General features: G+C 69.8%; 18 protein-coding genes. 6 read left to right on the forward strand and 12 right to left on the reverse strand.

The features are described 5' to 3' along the window. Complete coding sequence (locus AC3A5K_RS15200; protein ID WP_487618390.1) at window positions 1–618, forward strand: YbhB/YbcL family Raf kinase inhibitor-like protein; 618 nt, start codon at window positions 1–3, stop codon at window positions 616–618. 45 nt (window positions 619–663) lie between these two features. On the opposite strand, the gene AC3A5K_RS15205 is transcribed toward AC3A5K_RS15200, so the two are convergent. From AC3A5K_RS15205 to AC3A5K_RS15225, 5 genes are all read right to left on the reverse strand, one after another. Next, window positions 664–1,482 carry a DUF4377 domain-containing protein gene (locus tag AC3A5K_RS15205; RefSeq protein WP_487618391.1) on the reverse strand — a complete coding sequence of 273 codons (819 nt, stop codon included), beginning with the start codon at window positions 1,480–1,482 and terminating at the stop codon, window positions 664–666. 252 nt (window positions 1,483–1,734) lie between these two features. Continuing rightward, complete coding sequence (locus AC3A5K_RS15210) at window positions 1,735–2,529, reverse strand: undecaprenyl-diphosphate phosphatase (protein WP_487618392.1); 795 nt, start codon at window positions 2,527–2,529, stop codon at window positions 1,735–1,737. Window positions 2,530–2,640: 111 nt separating this feature from the next. After that, window positions 2,641–3,294 carry a hypothetical protein gene (locus AC3A5K_RS15215; RefSeq protein WP_487618393.1) on the reverse strand — a complete coding sequence of 218 codons (654 nt, stop codon included), beginning with the start codon at window positions 3,292–3,294 and terminating at the stop codon, window positions 2,641–2,643. Between the two features lie 34 nt (window positions 3,295–3,328). After that, complete coding sequence (pyrE, locus tag AC3A5K_RS15220) at window positions 3,329–3,988, reverse strand: orotate phosphoribosyltransferase (protein ID WP_487618394.1); 660 nt, start codon at window positions 3,986–3,988, stop codon at window positions 3,329–3,331. Window positions 3,989–3,995: 7 nt separating this feature from the next. Then, a complete protein-coding gene (locus AC3A5K_RS15225) occupies window positions 3,996–4,496 on the reverse strand; it encodes a GNAT family N-acetyltransferase (RefSeq protein ID WP_487618395.1) in 501 nt (166 codons plus the stop codon). An 83-nt stretch (window positions 4,497–4,579) separates the two neighbouring features. Between AC3A5K_RS15225 and AC3A5K_RS15230 the strand changes: the two genes are divergently transcribed. Genes AC3A5K_RS15230 through AC3A5K_RS15240 form a run of 3 tightly spaced genes read left to right on the forward strand, consistent with a single transcriptional unit; the run spans window position 4,580 to window position 6,968 of the window. Next, window positions 4,580–5,398: an exodeoxyribonuclease III gene (locus AC3A5K_RS15230; RefSeq protein WP_487618396.1), complete on the forward strand. Its 819-nt coding sequence runs from the start codon at window positions 4,580–4,582 to the stop codon at window positions 5,396–5,398. Beyond that, window positions 5,395–6,717: an AmpG family muropeptide MFS transporter gene (locus tag AC3A5K_RS15235; protein ID WP_487618397.1), complete on the forward strand. Its 1,323-nt coding sequence runs from the start codon at window positions 5,395–5,397 to the stop codon at window positions 6,715–6,717. The genes AC3A5K_RS15230 and AC3A5K_RS15235 overlap by 4 nt, the downstream gene beginning before the upstream one ends. Next, window positions 6,714–6,968, forward strand: coding sequence for a hypothetical protein (locus tag AC3A5K_RS15240; RefSeq protein WP_487618398.1), 255 nt, complete (start codon window positions 6,714–6,716; stop codon window positions 6,966–6,968). The genes AC3A5K_RS15235 and AC3A5K_RS15240 overlap by 4 nt, the downstream gene beginning before the upstream one ends. 18 nt (window positions 6,969–6,986) lie before the next feature. Here the strand turns inward: AC3A5K_RS15240 and AC3A5K_RS15245 are convergent, their stop codons facing one another. Both AC3A5K_RS15245 and AC3A5K_RS15250 read right to left on the reverse strand, forming a co-directional pair. Then, a complete protein-coding gene (locus AC3A5K_RS15245) occupies window positions 6,987–8,120 on the reverse strand; it encodes an anhydro-N-acetylmuramic acid kinase (protein WP_487618399.1) in 1,134 nt (377 codons plus the stop codon). Window positions 8,121–8,176: 56 nt separating this feature from the next. Then, window positions 8,177–9,643, reverse strand: coding sequence for a peptidoglycan DD-metalloendopeptidase family protein (locus tag AC3A5K_RS15250; protein ID WP_487618400.1), 1,467 nt, complete (start codon window positions 9,641–9,643; stop codon window positions 8,177–8,179). A 199-nt stretch (window positions 9,644–9,842) separates the two neighbouring features. Here AC3A5K_RS15250 and tyrS point away from each other — a divergent pair, with 199 nt between their 5' ends. Next, window positions 9,843–11,051, forward strand: coding sequence for a tyrosine--tRNA ligase (gene tyrS, locus AC3A5K_RS15255; RefSeq protein WP_487618401.1), 1,209 nt, complete (start codon window positions 9,843–9,845; stop codon window positions 11,049–11,051). A 19-nt stretch (window positions 11,052–11,070) separates the two neighbouring features. Here tyrS and AC3A5K_RS15260 read toward each other — a convergent pair whose 3' ends face one another. The 5 genes from AC3A5K_RS15260 to AC3A5K_RS15280 all read right to left on the reverse strand — a co-directional run bounded on the left by AC3A5K_RS15260 (window position 11,071) and on the right by AC3A5K_RS15280 (window position 15,036). Beyond that, window positions 11,071–11,370: a DUF4326 domain-containing protein gene (locus AC3A5K_RS15260; protein WP_487618402.1), complete on the reverse strand. Its 300-nt coding sequence runs from the start codon at window positions 11,368–11,370 to the stop codon at window positions 11,071–11,073. Continuing rightward, entirely contained in the window at window positions 11,367–11,813 is a 447-nt protein-coding gene (locus AC3A5K_RS15265; RefSeq protein WP_487618403.1) for an HAD-IB family phosphatase, read from the reverse strand. Before AC3A5K_RS15265 ends, AC3A5K_RS15260 begins: the two co-directional genes overlap by 4 nt. A gap of 187 nt (window positions 11,814–12,000) precedes the next feature. Next, entirely contained in the window at window positions 12,001–12,396 is a 396-nt protein-coding gene (locus tag AC3A5K_RS15270; RefSeq protein WP_487618404.1) for an MAPEG family protein, read from the reverse strand. 81 nt (window positions 12,397–12,477) lie between these two features. Then, complete coding sequence (locus AC3A5K_RS15275) at window positions 12,478–14,181, reverse strand: M28 family metallopeptidase (protein ID WP_487618405.1); 1,704 nt, start codon at window positions 14,179–14,181, stop codon at window positions 12,478–12,480. A 114-nt stretch (window positions 14,182–14,295) separates the two neighbouring features. After that, window positions 14,296–15,036, reverse strand: a complete 741-nt coding sequence (locus AC3A5K_RS15280) for a DUF4097 family beta strand repeat-containing protein (protein ID WP_487618406.1) — start codon at window positions 15,034–15,036, stop codon at window positions 14,296–14,298. Between the two features lie 106 nt (window positions 15,037–15,142). Between AC3A5K_RS15280 and gpmI the strand changes: the two genes are divergently transcribed. Continuing rightward, window positions 15,143–16,690, forward strand: coding sequence for a 2,3-bisphosphoglycerate-independent phosphoglycerate mutase (gene gpmI / locus AC3A5K_RS15285; RefSeq protein ID WP_487618407.1), 1,548 nt, complete (start codon window positions 15,143–15,145; stop codon window positions 16,688–16,690). Window position 16,691 lies beyond the last annotated feature (1 nt).

Genomic DNA, 16,691 nt, shown 5'->3' on the forward strand with positions numbered 1-16,691 from the left:
ATGCGCATCCACAGCGACAGTTTCGAACCCGGCCAGCCGATCCCCGCTGCATTCGCGGCCGGCACCCCGGAGGGCTTCGGCGGCAACCGCAACCCGCACCTGGCCTGGGATGACGTGCCTGCGGGTACGCGCGGGTTCGCGCTGCTGTGCATCGATCCCGATGCACCCACCGATCCGTCATTGGCCGGCAAGGCGGGCGTCGAGATTCCGGTCGAACACCCGCGCGGCACGTTCGTGCACTGGGCGATGGCCGATCTGCCCGCGGACCTGCGCAGCATCGCCGCAGGCAGCGCCAGTGATGGCGTGACCCAAGGCGGCAAGCGCACGCCGCCCGGGCCCGACGGTGCACGCCAGGGCCTCAACGACTACACCGGCTGGTTTGCCGGCGACGCCGATCTGGCGGGCGACTGGTTGGGTTACGACGGTCCGTATCCGCCGCCGAACGACCTGCGCACGCACCGGTACTTCTTCCGTCTGTTCGCGCTTGATGTGGACCGGCTCGAACTCCCGGCGCGCTTCACCGCCGGCGATGTGCTGCGCGCGATCCAGGGCCATGTGCTGGCCGAAGCCTTGGTCTGGGGCACGTACGCCCTGCATCCGGAAGCGCGTCCGGCCTGACCGGACCACGGCGCGGGCAGGACCCGCGCCATGTGTCGCCTGCAATCAGAGGCGGCTGTTCTCCGACTCGACCACCATGTCCAGCACATAGGCCTGCGACGGCGCATCGGCCGGCGGGTCGGCCACGTCGAAGCGCTGGACGCGCACCACGTTGCGCGTGCCGTCCTCGTGCTCGAAGCCTTCGATCTCCTGGTACAGCGGCGCCCAGGCCGCGTCGCCGGGCTGGCGCACGCCGGCTTCGTCGTAGCGCACCGGGCGCACCTGCAGGCAGCGGTGGTCGGGGATCAGCGGGTGGTTGCAGGCGACACGCTCCGGCGCGATCTCGAGAAATGCCTGTTCTCCCGCACTGCCGTAGCGCGTGGCCGGCGTGGGCGCGCCGTCGAAGCGCAGCACCACGCCGTCGTCGGACGTCAGCGTCAGCTGCGGCGTGTCGCCGGCGCGGATCGCGATGCGGTGCGTCCCCGGCAGGCGCTGGCCGATCTCGCGCTCGAGCCGGCCCAGGCGCTCGTCGGTGCAGGCCATCATGGTCGACACGGCGTCGCCCACGTCCAGTTGGTCGTCGTCCAGCGCGACGGTCGCGCTGATCCGGTTGCAGGCGTTGGAGACCGAGACGCCGCCCTCCCGGAAATCCAGCTGCAACGGCGGTTCACCGCCCACGAGCGCTTCGATGGGCGCGTTCGCGCCGTCGCGCGCGTCGACCAGGCGCCAGTGATAGGCGCCCAGCGTCGTGGCGTGGTCGGCGGTCGCGGCGTCGGGCAGTGCGTCCGGTGTGGTGGTCGGCGCGCCGGCGGTGTCCGCAGGCGGCGTGGCCGGGGTGCAGGCGATCAGGGCGAAGGGAAGCAGCAGCGGCAGGGCTCGGCGCATGACGGTGTCCTTGTGATTCGGAACGCGATTGAACGGACGCAGGGTAGCGATGGGGTCGGCAAGGCCGTGTCGGCGCCGCGGAATGCCTGGTCCAGTGCACGCCGGAGCGCCTGCGGCCGGCCCGGATCGGAGATGCGTGGGATGTTCGTGTACGTATCGGGTGCCCGGTCATCGACCGGGCCTGGCACACAGGGCGGGGCGGGCGTTTCCGAAGAGCAGCCGGTTCGACGGCGACTTGCGCCGTCGCCGGTGTCAGGCGCCTGCCGGCATGAACATCAGTAGGCCGGCGCCCAGTGCGATGCGATAGACCGCAAAGCCGGTGAACCGGTGGCGCTTGATATAGCCGAGCAGCCACTTGACCACGATGAAGCCGGTCACCATCGCGGCCACGAAGGCGATCGCCACGTCGCCCCAGGCTTCTTCCCCCAGGCCCTGGTCCATCCAGAGTTCCAGGAACGCGTAGGCGCTGGCGGCGAACATCGTCGGGATACCGACGAGGAACGCGAACTCGGCCGCGGCCGAGCGCCGGCTCAGGCCCAGCAGCATCGCCAGGAAGATCGTCGTCGCCGAGCGCGAGGTGCCGGGGAACACACCGGCCACCACCTGCGCCAGGCCGACCGCGACCGCGACCGTCCACGTCACGTGCGCGTTGTCGCCGCGCTTTTCGGCGAAGTACTCGGCGACCAGCATCCAGATGCCGCCGATGATCAGCGCCCAGGCCACGGGGGTCACGGTTTCCGGCAGTTCCCAACCGGCCATGCGCACCGGCAGGCCGACCAGCGCGGTGACCGCGAAGGCGACGAAGAGCTTCATCGAATAGTCGCGGTGCTCGCGCTCGCGCAGGCCCGTCGTCAGCTGCCAGATACGCTGGCGGAACACCAGCAGCGTCGCGAGGATCGCGCCCGCTTGGATGACGATATTGAAGAAGTCCGAGCGCGCGCCGAGCCAGTGCTGGGCGATCAGCAGGTGGCCGGTACTGGAGACCGGCAGGAATTCGGTGACGCCTTCGATGATGCCGAGCAGAAGGGCGGAGATCGGGTCGGACACAGCGACTCGCGTGCAGCAGGGGAAGGCGGGGAGGATACGCGCCGTCCGCACCCCGGCCAAACCCGGATGCGCGCACGTCGCCCGCTGGTGCCGGGCGCGTGTCGCAGGGGCTCAGTCGCGCGTGGTGGCGGGACTCTGCTTGAGTTCGCGGTAGCGGGTCAGCGCCGCCTGCAGGTCGCCGTCGAGCGCGGCCTGGTCGCCGAGCTGCTGGTCGAGCACCACCAGCTGGCGCATCAGATCCGCGCGCTGGCTGCGGATGCGGTCGCGCAGCGGCTTGTTGATCGTCTGCGCCTGCAGTTCCAGTTCGCCGGCCTGGCGCAGCTGCGACAGCAGGCTGGTGCGCAGGTTGGCCACGCCCATGCGCGAGGTCTTGATCGCTTCTTCGACCAGCACAATGCGCTCGCCGTAGGCGCGGCGCAGGTCGTCTTCGGTCGCGTAGGACTCGATCATCGCCAGCTCGCGGCGGCGCGCGGCGGCATCGGATTCGGCGTCGAGCCGGGCCTGGCGTGCGGTGGCGTCGGCGGCGCTGCGTTCCTCGGCCGTCGGCGCACGGCCGACGTGGGCCGTGGTCAGGCCGCTGCGGGCGCTGATCTCGGTCCGTTCGGCATCGACCGCGGACGCGGGCAGCGCATCACCGCAGACACGGCGGCTGCCTTCGTTCCAGCAATACACCTTTCGGTCGGCGGCGGCGGGCCGCTGCGCGGCCACACTGGTCACGGCCATGGCCAGCAGCACGCCGCCGGCCAGTCGGATGAGATCTTTCATGTCGTCCGTCCCCCTGAACGGCCGATAGGCGTTATCAGCTTTTCGATTCGCTGCCATGGCGTGCCCGGTAGGCGAGCAGGCGGTTGCGTTCCGTTGCCAGTGTCGCGTTTTCGCCGGTAAACGCAAGCAGGTCGGCGAGGCTCGCGATCGCGATCACCGGCACGCCCTGTTCCGCCGCCACGCGCTGCGCGGCGGACAGGCGATCGTCGTCGCCGACGCGTTCCTGACGGTCCAGCGCGATGACGATGCCGGCCACCGTGCCACCGGCATCGGCGATCAGGCCGAGGGCCTCGCGGATCGCGGTGCCGGCGGTGATCACGTCGTCGACGATCAGTACGCGGCGCCCGGCCAGCGACGCGCCGATCAGCATGCCGCCTTCGCCGTGGGTCTTGGCTTCCTTGCGATTGAAGGTCACCGGCAGGTCGCGGCCGCGGCGCGCGTATTCGCAACCCAGTGCGGTCGCCAGCGGAATGCCCTTGTAGGCCGGGCCGAACAGCAGGTCGAAGTCGAGGCCTTCGGCGTCGAGCGCGTCGGCGTAGCAACCGGCCAGCGTCGCGATCGCCGCGCCCGAATCGAAGCGTCCGGCGTTGAAGAAATACGGGCTGATGCGGCCGGATTTCAGCGTGAACTCGCCGAAGCGCAGGGCGTCGGCGTCGAGTGCGAGTTGCAGGAAGCGGGTGCGATGGTCGGTCATGGCGGCATTATTCCATGCCGAGTGCGCGCACCAGCAGGCGCTGCGGCCCACCGCGACCACCGGGCAGGGTTTGGCCGCTGTCGATGAAACCGGCGCGCGCGTACACGTGGAGGGCGACCGTATTGGCCGCGTGCACGTTCAAGGCCAGCTGCTGGCGCTCGGGGTGTCGCTGCCTCAGGTCCGCGATACAGGCCAGCACCATCGGCAGGCCCAGGCCACGCCCTTGCCAGCCGACGTCCAGCGCGAGCGCGCGCAGCGTCGCCGTGTGCCGGTCGACGCTCTGCCGTCGGCGCGGCGCGGTCGGATAATCGAGGCGATAGAACCCGACGACGGTGGCATCCAGCAGCACCACCATGGCGTCGCTGTCGGGCGCCGCCATGGCATTGTCGACGTTGAACGCGATCTCGCCGGCGTAGATGACCTGGGCCGGTGTCAGCACCAGGCACCGCGCGGCCGCGGCCTGGGCGGACGATGCAAGGGCCACGCACGGCTGTGGACCCGACGACATGCGGGAAGCTTACGCGTCCGGGCCCCGGACGGCCGTCGCGAATCCGTTAGGCTTGTCGCCGGTACACGTTGATCCAGGTCTGCATGAGAATCGTCAGCTTCAACGCCAATGGCGTGCGCTCCGCCGCGAAAAAGGGCTTCTTCGACTGGTTCGTCGCCCAGGACGCGGACGTGCTGTGCATGCAGGAGACCAAGGCGCAGGAGCACCAGCTGATCGGCGAGTCGGGTCTGCATGCCGACTTCCTGCCCGAGGGCTACAAGGCCTGGTTCCGCGACGCGACGACCAAGAAGGGCTACAGCGGCGTGGCGATCTATGCGCGGCGTGAGCCGGACGAGATACGCACCTCGCTCGGCTGGGCGCCGTTCGACGAGGAAGGCCGCTATATCGAGGCGCGTTTCGGCAACCTGAGTGTCGTGTCGTTCTACATCCCGTCGGGTTCGTCGGGCGATCTGCGCCAGGGCTTCAAGTTCGAGGTCATGGCCTGGCTCAAGCCCATCCTCGACGAATGGCTGGCCAGCGGCCGCGACTACGTGCTGTGCGGCGACTGGAACATCGTGCGTGCGCGTCACGACATCAAGAACTGGACCAGCAACCAGAAGAACTCCGGCTGCACGCCGCCCGAGCGCGCGTGGCTCAACGGCCTGATCGGCGACGCCAGCGGCGACGGCCTGATCGAGCCGCCCGCGACCGGCTGGCACGACGCGCTGCGCGTGTTGCGCCCCGACGCGCCCGAATACACCTGGTGGAGCAACCGCGGCGCCGCGCGCGCCAACAACGTCGGATGGCGGATCGACTACCAGTTCATCACCCCGTCGCTGCGTGACCGCGTGGTCGCCTGCGCGGTGCATCCCGAGCCGCGGTTCTCCGATCACGCCCCGCTGGTCGTGGACTACCGCGCGTGAGCACCGCTGCTCCGGCGAAGCCCGCCGGCAAGCCGTCGATCTGGCGGGCGTTCACCCAGCCCGCGGCGTGGACGATGTTCTTCTTCGGCTTCGCGTCCGGCCTGCCGTTCCTGCTGGTCGCGGGCACGCTGGCCTACTGGCTGCGCGAGGGCGGGCTGGAGCTGCGCGACATCACGATGATCGCCAGTGCCGGCATGGCGTATTCGTTCAAGTTCCTGTGGGCGCCGCTGGTCGACCGCTGGCGGCTGCCGCTGCTCGGGCGCCTGGGCCAGCGCCGCGGCTGGCTGCTGCTGGCGATGCTGGCGGTGATGGTCGGGCTGATGGCCATGGCCTCGGTCGGTACCGGGCCCTTGCCGCTGTTCGTCGCGATGACGGTGCTGGTGGCGATCTCCGGCGCCACGCTCGACATCGCGGTCGACGCCTATCGCGTCGAGATCGCGCCGCCCGGCGCGCAGGGCGCGCTGGTCGCGACGTACTCGCTGGGCTACCGCATCGCCTTGATCGTCACCGGCGCGCTGGCGCTGGTGCTGGCCGACCACGTCGCCTGGCCGGTGGTCTACCGGGTCATGGCCGCCTGCATGCTGATTCCGGTCATCGCCTGCCTGCTCGCCGCCGAGCCGGCCGTGCTGCGCCCGCGTGTGCACAGCTGGGCCGAAGGCCTGCGCGAAGGCGTGGTCGAGCCGTTCGCGGATTTCTTCCGCCGCTTCGGCGGCCGGGTCGCGATCGGCATCCTGCTCTTCATCCTGGCGATGAAAATCTCCGACCAGGCGCTGATCGGCGGCATCATCGGGCCGTTCTATCTCGACCAGGGTTTCAGCAAGACCGAGATCGCCGCGGTGTCGAAGGTCTACGGCATCTGGGTCGGCATCGCCGGCGCGTTTCTCGGCGGTATCGCGATCGCGCGCTGGGGCATCCAGTGGCCGCTGTTCGCCGCCATCGTCATGGGTGCGCTCAGCAACCTGCTGTACCTGATCCTGATCGGCGCGAACGGCGACCTGACCCTGCTGACGATCGTGATCTCGGGCGAGAACCTCGCCCAGGGCTTCCTCGGCACGGTGGCCGTCGCCTACATGTCGGCGCTGGTCAACCAGCGCTACACCGCCACGCAGTACGCGCTGTTCTCGTCGCTGATCATGCTGCCGGGCAAGGTGCTGGGTTTCTTCTCGGGCCGCATCGTCGAGGCGACCGCCGGCTACGGGACCTACTTCGTGATCACCGCCGTGGTCGCCGTGCCGGCCCTCGTACTGTTCTTCTGGCTCAAACCCCGGGTACGTCTGAGCGACGACGATGCCCCCGCCCTCGGAGATTCCCCCGAATGACCGACCTCCTCGTGAAAGACATCGACGACAGCCTCGTCGAACGCATCACCGCCTACGCCGCCGCCCAGGGCTGGGGCCAGGCGCGCACGCTGCGCTTCCTGCTGGAGCAGGGCCTGCGCGCCAGCATCGGCGACGAACGCTCGAGTTTCGATGCCGAGGAAGACACCGTGCTGGCCGCCGCGATCTCGGCGCTGGAGCAGGTGCCCGACGACACCTTCGCGATGATCGGCCGGGCCGAAGGCAGCGCCTGAGCGGACGTCGCGCCCGGCTCAGGCCGGGTAGATGCCGCCCAGCACGCGTGGTCCTGCCGCGCCGGTGACTGACGGCAGGTTGCCCGGCAGCCCCAGCAGGGTGCGCCGCGCCAGCCACGCAAAGCCCATCGCCTCGACGTAGTCGGGATCGATGCCGTGCGCTGCAGTGGATTCCACCGCCACGCCGGGCAGGGCATCGGCCAGTGCGCGCATCAGCGCGCCGTTGTGCACGCCGCCGCCGCAGGCGATCAGGCGCGCGGTCGCGGGCTGGGTCGCGCGCAGCGCATCGGCGATCGTCGTCGCGCTCAGTGCCAGCAGCGTCGCCTGCACGTCGGCAGCTGACGGCGCGCCGTCGAGTGCGGCCTCCACCCAGCCGAGATGGAACTGGTCGCGGCCGGTCGAGCGCGGCGGCGGCAATGCGAACCAGGGATCGGCGCGCAGCCGCTGCAGCAGTCCGGAATCGACGCGTCCCGCTGCGGCCAGGGCGCCGTCGCGGTCGTAGGCGGCGCCGGTGTGGCGCTGGCACCACGCGTCCATCAGCCCGTTCGCGGGTCCCGTGTCGAAACCGCGGACCGCATCGCCCGCGCCCGGCAGCAGGGTCAGGTTGCCGATGCCGCCGAGGTTGAGCACGGCCCGGTCTTCGCCGTCGGCGTGCAGCAGGGCGGCGTGCAGGCCCGGCAACAGCGGCGCGCCGTGGCCGCCCGCGGCGACGTCGCGGCGGCGGAAGTCGGCGACCGTGGTGATGCCGGTGCGCTCGGCAATCCGCGACGGGTCGCCGAGCTGCAGCGTGAAACCGTGGACGCCGTCGTCGGCACGCCCGCGCGGGCGATGGCGCAGGGTCTGGCCATGCGATCCGATCGCGGTGATCTCGTCCGCCGTGCATCCGGCGTCGGCCAGCGCGCGCTGCGCGGCGTCGGCAAAGCCGTCGGCGATCCGCGTCTCCAGCGTGCCCAGGTCGTCCAGCGACAGCGCCGTCGCCTGCTGGCCCAGCGCCACCAGCTGCGTGCGCAGCGCGTCGTCCCAGGGATAGGTGCGGCCGAAATGCAGGACTGCGCGGCGATGCGCCGGCGCGTCGTCGTCGAAGGCGACGATCGCCGCATCGATGCCGTCGGCACTGGTGCCCGAGATCAGGCCGAGAAAGAGGTCGGGCATGGCGTCAACCGGACGCGGATGTGGAACGCCCGGCCGGAGCCGGGCGTCGTTGCGGATCAGCCGCGGCCGTTGCGCGCCGGCGTGGCGGTCGCGACCTGGCGGTCCGGATCGGGCTGCGCCGGCACTTCGGCGTAGATCAGTTCCTCGACATCGCGGATGCGCGCGAGGGCGGGGCCGGTCTGCTGGCGGAACTGCGCCAGGGCCGGACCACGCAGCGGATCGGGCTCGGGCATCGTGTGGTTCAGCGGATTGCGGTGCACGCCGTTGACGCGGAATTCGTAGTGCAGGTGCGGACCGGTCGACAGGCCGGTGGTGCCGACGTAGCCGATCACCGTGCCCTGGCTGATGCGCTGGCCCTGGCGGATGTTGCCGAAGCGCGACATGTGCGCGTACAGCGTGGTGTGGCCGCGGCCGTGGTCGAGGACCACGGTGTTGCCGTAACCGCCCTGCACACCGCGGAACTGCACGCGTGCATCGCCCGCGGCCATGATCGGCGTGCCGGTGGGCGCGGCGTAATCGACGCCCTTGTGCATGCGCGAGGTGCCCAGCACCGGATGGCGACGGTTGCCGAACCGCGAGCTCAGGCGCGCGTACTGGATCGGCATGCGGATGAAGTTCTTCTTCAGCGGGCGGCCTTCGGCGTCGTAGTACTCGGCCTTGCCGTCCTGCTCGTAGCGGAAAGCGGTGAAGGGCTTGCCCTTGGCGGTGAACACCGCCGCCTGCACCGGACCGCTGCGGATCAGTTCGCCTTCCCGCCAGATCTGCTCGACGACGACGCTGAAGCGGTCGTTCTGGGTGACGTCGGTGTTGAAGTCGATGTCGTACTTGAAGATGTCGTCGGTCAGCGTGTTGATGTTCGCGCCCGACAGGCCCAGCTTGCGCGCCGAGTGGAACAGCGAGCGGCCGACGTTGCCGCTGATGACGACGTTGCGCACTTCGACCGGGCGCTCGATGACCTGCTCGCGGACCGCATCGGTCGCCACGGTCAGTTCGACGCGCTCGGTGTCGCTGCGGTCGTAACGCAGCTTGTTGAGGCTGCCGTTGGCGGCCAGGTCGAAACCGAGTTCGGTGCCCGGACGCATGCGCGTCAGCTTGGCCTTGGCGTCGGGCAGTTCGAGGATGCGGTGCATCGTCGACGCCGGCAGGTCCAGATCGGAGAAGATCGACCCCAGCGTCTGGCCGCGCTCGACGGTCACCAGCTGCCAGTTGTCGTGCACCTGCTGCGCGCTGCGCTGCGCGGCGGTCAGCGGCGGCAGCGCCAGCGACATCGTGACCAGCGCGTGCGAATCGTCATGGCCGTCGCGCATCGCCTGCGACAGGCCGGGAATCAGGGCCACTACCAGTGCACCGACGGTGGCGAACAGGCTCACATGCGCCCAGTCGCGGCGCGTCCATCGGCCGGGATACAGGGTGACGCGCCGCTCGGTCCGCTCGCGCGCCGTATTGCGTGCCGCTGCCTCCAGGTTCTCGTGAAGCACTCGCTGGTGGTGCGCGTCGCCGTGCGGCGGGACAGGTGTCGTCATCGTGGCGGGATCCCGGATGGCGTGAAAGGCGTGTCAGCGGGGTAACATAGAGATGTGAGGTCCATGCGTCAAATGCCTGAGCGGATTGGAGTTTTTCGCCTTCAGGCGTCGTAACGGACCGTTAACGAGCCGGCCCGCCGCATTCACTTTGTGAATACGCAGGCGTCACGAATGCTTCACTGAACGAGAGTTGCGCCCGATGTCCCAGCCCCCCGCCATCGATCTGATCGCCCGCGGTACCGATGAAATCCTCAAGCGCGAAGATCTGGTCGCCCGTCTCGCCCTCGGCCGCCCGCTGCGGATCAAGGCCGGCTTCGACCCGACGGCGCCGGACCTGCATCTGGGCCACACGGTGCTGCTCAACAAGCTGCGCCAGTTCCAGGACCTCGGCCACCAGGTGATCTTCCTGATCGGCGACTTCACCGGGATGATCGGTGACCCGTCCGGCAAGAGCACGACCCGCAAGTCGCTGTCTCGCGAGGACGTACTGGCCAACGCCGAGACCTACAAGGCGCAGGTGTTCAAGGTGCTGGACGAGGCGAAGACCGAAGTCCGCTTCAATTCCGAGTGGTTCGGCGCGATGGGCGCGGCCGACATGATCCGCCTCGCGTCTTCGCACACCGTGGCGCGGATGCTCGAGCGCGACGACTTCGCCAAGCGCTACGCCGGCCAGCAGCCGATCGCGATCCACGAATTCCTCTACCCGCTGGTGCAGGGCTATGACTCGGTCGCGCTGCAGGCCGACGTCGAATGCGGCGGCACCGACCAGAAATTCAACCTGCTGATGGGCCGCGGCCTGCAGGAAAGCCACGGGCAGGCGCCGCAGATCGTGCTGACGATGCCGCTGCTGGTCGGGCTCGACGGCGTCAACAAGATGGGCAAGTCGCTCGGCAACTACATCGGCGTGACCGAGCCGGCGATCGACATGGTCAACAAGACCATGAAGATCGGCGACGCGCTGATGTGGGACTGGATCGAACTGCTGAGCTTCGAGATCGGCATCGATGAGGCCAAGGCGCTGAAGGCGCAGGTCGAGGCCGGCACCTTGAACCCGCGTGACGTGAAACTGCGCCTGGCGCGCGAACTCGCCACGCGCTTCCACGACGCCGACGCGGCCGAACTCGCGATCCGCGGCTGGCAGGTCGCGATCTCCGGCGAAGGCGACGTGTCGCTGCTGCCGCTGCAGGACGTGACCGTTCCGGCCGAGGGCCTGCGCATCGGCGCGCTGCTGACGGCCGCCGGCATCACGCCGAGCAATTCGGAAGCCAGCCGCAAGCTGAAAGAGCGCGCGGTCAAGGTCGATGGTGCAGTCGTCGAGGATGCCGGCATCGAGTTCAAGCCCGGATTCGAAGGCGTGCTGCAGGTCGGCAAGCGCAACTTCGCACGCGTGCGTCTGGTCGCGGCCTGATCCCGGACGGCGCGCGCCGTCAGGCGTTCGCCAGCGCCAGCAGCACGTCGGCGTGGCAGGGCCCGTCGAGGCTGCACCAGCAGGCGAGATTGCGTCCGCGCAGCGGCGCAAGATCCAGCGCCGCGGGCTGTGCGGTCCACTGCCGCGCGCATTGCGCGACACAGGCGGCGCGATCGCCGTCGATGCCCATGCGGAACGGATTGCCCCAGCGCGAGGGCCGCGCGACGACGGTTGCCGGTCGACCGCTGCAGGCATGCGAATGCGGCTGCAGGTCGAACCCGCGGCGGCGCGACAGCTGCAGGCGCAGCGGCGCGCTCATCCCGGGACCGGTGCCTGCCACGGCTGACCGCGCCAGGTGGCGTGATCGGCCAGTGCCAGCAGCGCGTGGTCCTCGTGCGTGTCGCCATAGGCGTGGATCGCGCGATAGCTGTCGAGGTCGTAGCGGGCGCGCACGCGGCGGGCCTTCTCGTCCGCCACGCACTGCGCGCCGGCGTAACGTCCGCTCAGCCGGCCATCGCGCACGGCCAGTGACGAACAGATCCAGTCGATGCCCTGGGCGCGGCACCACGGCGCCAGATAGACGTCGAAGCCGCCGGACACCACGACCACCGTGTCGCCCCGCGCCCGGTGCCAGTCGATCCGCGCCTGCATCTCCGGGCGCACCAAGCCCGGCAACACGTCGGACGCGAGCACCGCGCCTGCGGCTTCGACCGCGGCCAGTGGCACGCCGCTGAAGGCATAACGCACGAGCGCCGCGCGCAACAGCGCGACCGTACCACGCCCAGGCGGTAGCCCACGACCCACGGCGCGAACAGCACGCGGCCGAGCGCCAGTCGTCCACGCGGCACGGCGCGGGCCATGAAGTCGGGAAAGGTCTCGCGCGTGGTGATGGTGCCGTCGAAGTCGAACAGCGCCAGGTCGCGCGCGGCCGGCGGCGAGGCCTCCATGCTCAGCCGATCGTCAGTGCGGCGCGCACGAACAAGGTGGCGACGCAGCCCAGCGCACCGAACCACGCGAGGCTGCGCAACCAGGCGATGTCGGCGACGTAGGCCACGCCGTGCACGATGCGCAGCGCGACGAACGCGAGTGCGAGAGTGGCGATCGACGCCGCGCCGACACCGGCCAATTGCGCCAGCACGACCGCGGCCGCGAACGGCGCAAAGGCCTCCAGTGCATTGAGATGCGCGTTGTAGGCGCGGCGCAGCTTCCGGTTGTCCTGGGCTGCGATCCAGCCGCGCGGATCACGGTTGTCGTAGTGCGGCGCCGAGGCCTTGGCGACGGCCACCCAGAGATAGGGCAGCAGCGCAGCGACGAGGACGCACCAGTAGGCGGTGGCGAGGGTCATGGCAGAACTCCGGTATCCGAATGCACGAAGGGCGGCGTCTCCGCCGCCCTTCGAAGGGAATCGCCTGGTGCGCGGACGCCGTTACGGCGTGCCGCCCGCCTCGGCCCGCTGCGCGTCGCGCGTGGCCTTGAAGGCATTGCCCTCGTACCAGTTCGGCCAGCGCGCGGTGTCGTCGACCAGCACGCGACCCACGCCGTACAGCGCTTCGAGATCCTGCACCACGCCTTCGAGATTCCAGTCCGGGTTGTACTCGTCGCTCGGCTGGTGATAGCGCTTGGCGTAATCGTCGGTGGCCGCCTGGCCGGCCGCGGTGCCGCCGTCGACGAGATCGTTGCCGCCCTTGGCGTACAGCGCCGGGACGCCGGCCTTGACGAAGTTGAAGTGGTCGGAGCGGAAGTAGAAGCCGCCCGCCGGATTGCCTTCCTCGACCAGCGTGCGGTTCTGTTCGTCGGCGAAGGTCTTGAGGATGTCCTCCATCTCCGAGTTGCCGAGGCCGGTGACCACGAAGTCACGCGACGGGCCGGCGACGCTCATCGCGTCCAGGTTGATCACGCCGACCGTGCGGGCCAGATCGATGCTCGGCTGCGCGACGTAGTACTTGCTGCCCAGCAGGCCCGATTCCTCCAGCGTGACCGCCAGGAACACCAGCGAACGCTTCGGCTTCGGCTCGGTCGCGGCGAACTTCTCGGCGATCTCGATGATGCCGGCCACGCCGGTCGCGTTGTCGATCGCGCCGTTGTAGATCTGGTCGCCGTCCTCGCCCTCGTGCGTGCCCAGGTGATCCCAGTGCGCGAGGTACAGCACCGCCTCGTCCGGCGTCTCGGTGCCCGGCAGGATGCCGATCACGTTGCGCGAGCTCTTCTCGGCGATGGTGCTCTTGAGGTCGAACGACACGGTCGCATTCAACGGCACCGGCTTGAAGCCGCGCGTGTTGGCGGCCTGGATCTGTGCGTTGAGATCGAGACCGGCATCGGCGAACAGCTGCGTCGCGACCTCGCCGGTGATCCAGCCCTGCGCCGGCAGGCGCGGTTCCGGATCGTCCTCGGCGCGCAGGTCGAACTGCGCGCCCGACCAGGAATTCTTCACCACGTCCCAGCCGTAGGATGCGCCGGGCGTGTCGTGCACGATCAGTGCGGCAGCCGCGCCCTTGCGCGCGGCTTCCTCGAACTTGTAGCTCCAGCGACCGTAGTAGGTCATGCGCTCGCCGCCGAACAGCGTCGCGTCCTGGGCGTGGAAGCCGGGATCGTTGACCAGAATGACGACCGTCTTGCCCTTGACGTCGAGGCCGGCGTAATCGTTCCAGTTCTGCTCCGGCGCGTCGACGCCGTAGCCGACGAACACCAGTTCGCTGTCGGCGACCTTGACCTCGGTCTCGCCGCTGCGCGTGCCGATCACCATGTCGTCGCCGAACGCGAGCGTGCGTGCACCGGTGCTGGTGGTGAGCTGGAGCGCGGTGGACGGATCGGCCGTGGTCTCGACCATCGGCACCGTCTGGTACCAGCTGTTGTTGTCGCCGCCCGGCTGCAGGCCGATGCGCTCGAACTGGGCCTTGATGTACTCGACGGTCTTCTCTTCGCCGTCGGTGCCCGGTGCGCGGCCGCCGAATTCGTCGGAGGCCAGCGTCTTCACCAGCTCGTCGAAGTCCTCGGCGTTGATGTCGGCCGAGAACGCGTGCGCGGCCTGGGCATCGGGCAGCGCCGCCGCGTCGGACGGGGCGTCCTCGCGTCCGCAGGCGGACAGCGCCAGTGCCAGCGGCAAGGCCAGCAGAAGAGGGGATCTACGCATCCAGGCAACCTCCGAAAATCATGGAGGCCGCACTATACGTGCGTTCAGCCGCCGGTGTGGTCGGGCCAAGTGGTGGCCGGCGCGCGTGCTGATGCACGCGACCGGCGTGCAGGTTTACTCCTGCGGCGCGCGCGGGGTGTCGTAGGACACGGCGGTGGCGCCGGTGATCGCACCGGTGCGCGCGCTGGTGTGCACGTACAGGGTGACGTCGCGGCGGAACTCCAGCGGACCGTCGACCACCGCGTCGGGGCCGATGATCACCCGCGGATTGCGCCGGCTGACCGTGATCGGAAACCAGTTCGACGAGGGCTTGTCGATGGTCAGGCCGCCGCGTACGTGCGAACCGGCGCCGATGGTGACGTCGCCGTTGACGGTCTTGATGTCGCCCGTGACTTCCACGCCCACGAGGCCGATGGCGCCGTTGACCGTGCCGATGTTGCCGGCCACCCGGCCGCCGCGGTCGACGAACAGGCCGCCGCTGACGCTTTCGATGTTGCCGCCGACGCGCGCCTCGGTGCCCACCCGGACGCCACCGTTGACGGTGGTCAGGGTTTCGACCTGCGCGCGCGCGCCCAGGTTGATGCCGCCATTGACCGTTTCCAGATTGCCGGCCTGGATGCCGTCGCCGCCGCGGATGCCGCCGTTGACGGTCTCGGCGTTGCGCAGGCGCGCGTCGTCGCCGATGCGGATGCCGCCATTGACCGTGCTCAGGTCGCGATAGGTCTGGCCGGCCTCGGCGGTGATGCCGCCGTTGACCTTGGAGACGTCCTCCTGGGCGAAGGCGTTGCCGCCGAACGCAAGGGCGACTGCAAGCAGCAGGGGCGCAGGACGGATGCGTGCATGGGAGATGGACATGGCCAGGACCTCGTGGAAGCGGGGGCGGGCACCCGGCCCGCGTCCACCGTAGCTTGCCGCCGTGTCGCTACAATCGCATCTGTCTTTCGTCACTGGGCCAAACGTCGTGCCGCATGCCGCCAGCTCACCTCGTCCTCGCCCCGTCGTCCTGCTGATCCTCGATGGCTGGGGCCATCGCGACGACCCGCGCGACAACGCGCTGGCACTGGCGCAACTGCCGGTCTGGCGTCATCTGCTCGCCGAGCATCCGACCACGCTGGTCCATACCGAAGGCCGCCACGTCGGCCTGCCGGACGGGCAGATGGGCAATTCCGAAGTCGGCCACATGAACATCGGCGCCGGCCGGATCGTCTACCAGGATCTGACCCGCATCGACGCGGCGATCGACGACGGCAGCTTCTTCGACAACGCCGAACTCAACGCGGCCTGCGATGCGGCGCTCGCCAGTGGCGGCACGCTGCACGTCTTCGGCCTGCTGTCGCCTGGCGGCGTGCACAGTCACGAAGCGCACGTGTTCGCGATGCTCGATCTCGCGCACCGGCGCGGTGTGCCGCGCGTCGCCGTGCATGCGTTCACCGACGGTCGCGACATGCCGCCGCGTTCCGCCGAGCCCAGCCTGCGCGCGCTGCAGGCGCGCTGCGATGCGCTGGGCAACGCGCACATCGCCAGCATCGGCGGGCGCTATTTCGCGATGGACCGCGACCAGCGCTGGGACCGCGTGCGCAAGGCCTGGGACGCGGTCGTCGACGCCGGCGGCGAGACCGCGCCCGATGCGCTGGCCGCCTTGCGCGCCGCCTATGCGCGCGACGAGAACGACGAGTTCGTCGCGCCGACCGCGATCGCCGGTGCGACGCCGATGGCCGATGGCGACGCCGTGGTGTTCATGAATTTCCGCGCCGACCGCGCGCGTCAGCTGACCGCGGCCTTCGTGTCGCCGGGCTTCGATGGCTTCCAGGCGCGCCGCCCGCAGCTCTCGCGCTTCGTCTGCCTGACCGAATACGACGCGTCGCTGCCGGCGCCGCTGGCGTTCGCGCCCGACACGCTGCCCAACACGCTCGGCGAAGTGCTCGGCGCGCAGGGCCTGACCCAGCTGCGCATCGCCGAGACCGAGAAGTACGCGCACGTGACGTTCTTCCTCAGCGGTGGCCGCGAGGCGCCGTATCCGGGCGAAGACCGCATCCTGGTGCCGAGCCCGAAGGTCGCGACCTACGATCTGCAGCCCGAGATGAGCGCGCCCGAAGTCTGCGCGCGGCTGGTCGAGGCGGTGCGCGAGCAGCGCTTCGACGTGATCCTGTGCAATTTCGCCAATCCCGACATGGTCGGCCACACCGGCGTGCTGTCCGCGGCGATCACCGCCGTCGAGACCGTCGACAAGGCCGTCGGCGAGATCGTCGCGGCCGTGCGCGCCGTCGGCGGCGAACTGCTGGTGACCGCCGACCACGGCAACGTCGAGATGATGCGCGACCCCGAGACGGGCGAGCCGCACACCTCGCACACCGTGGGTCCGGTGGACCTGGTGTACGTCGGCAGCCGGCAGACCACGCTGCGCCGCGGAGGCGCCCTGCGCGACCTCGCGCCGACGATCCTCGATCTGATCGGCGTCGAGCAGCCGGCCGAAATGACCGGTCGCTCGCTGCTGCAGGCCGACGGCTGAG

The sequence above is a fragment of the Luteimonas sp. Soil_C_5 genome (assembly GCF_057656615.1).

What these genes read in the sequence shown, in the direction of transcription:
- AC3A5K_RS15200 (WP_487618390.1), top strand. Translation starts at nt 1, where the DNA reads ATGCGCATCCACAGCGACAGTTTCGAACCCGGCCAGCCGATCCCCGCT.
- AC3A5K_RS15205 (WP_487618391.1), bottom strand. Translation starts at nt 1,482, where the DNA reads ATGCGCCGAGCCCTGCCGCTGCTGCTTCCCTTCGCCCTGATCGCCTGC.
- AC3A5K_RS15215 (WP_487618393.1), bottom strand. Translation starts at nt 3,294, where the DNA reads ATGAAAGATCTCATCCGACTGGCCGGCGGCGTGCTGCTGGCCATGGCC.
- pyrE (WP_487618394.1), bottom strand. Translation starts at nt 3,988, where the DNA reads ATGACCGACCATCGCACCCGCTTCCTGCAACTCGCACTCGACGCCGAC.
- AC3A5K_RS15225 (WP_487618395.1), bottom strand. Translation starts at nt 4,496, where the DNA reads ATGTCGTCGGGTCCACAGCCGTGCGTGGCCCTTGCATCGTCCGCCCAG.
- AC3A5K_RS15230 (WP_487618396.1), top strand. Translation starts at nt 4,580, where the DNA reads ATGAGAATCGTCAGCTTCAACGCCAATGGCGTGCGCTCCGCCGCGAAA.
- AC3A5K_RS15240 (WP_487618398.1), top strand. Translation starts at nt 6,714, where the DNA reads ATGACCGACCTCCTCGTGAAAGACATCGACGACAGCCTCGTCGAACGC.
- AC3A5K_RS15245 (WP_487618399.1), bottom strand. Translation starts at nt 8,120, where the DNA reads ATGCCCGACCTCTTTCTCGGCCTGATCTCGGGCACCAGTGCCGACGGC.
- AC3A5K_RS15250 (WP_487618400.1), bottom strand. Translation starts at nt 9,643, where the DNA reads ATGACGACACCTGTCCCGCCGCACGGCGACGCGCACCACCAGCGAGTG.
- tyrS (WP_487618401.1), top strand. Translation starts at nt 9,843, where the DNA reads ATGTCCCAGCCCCCCGCCATCGATCTGATCGCCCGCGGTACCGATGAA.
- AC3A5K_RS15260 (WP_487618402.1), bottom strand. Translation starts at nt 11,370, where the DNA reads ATGAGCGCGCCGCTGCGCCTGCAGCTGTCGCGCCGCCGCGGGTTCGAC.
- AC3A5K_RS15270 (WP_487618404.1), bottom strand. Translation starts at nt 12,396, where the DNA reads ATGACCCTCGCCACCGCCTACTGGTGCGTCCTCGTCGCTGCGCTGCTG.
- AC3A5K_RS15275 (WP_487618405.1), bottom strand. Translation starts at nt 14,181, where the DNA reads ATGCGTAGATCCCCTCTTCTGCTGGCCTTGCCGCTGGCACTGGCGCTG.
- AC3A5K_RS15280 (WP_487618406.1), bottom strand. Translation starts at nt 15,036, where the DNA reads ATGTCCATCTCCCATGCACGCATCCGTCCTGCGCCCCTGCTGCTTGCA.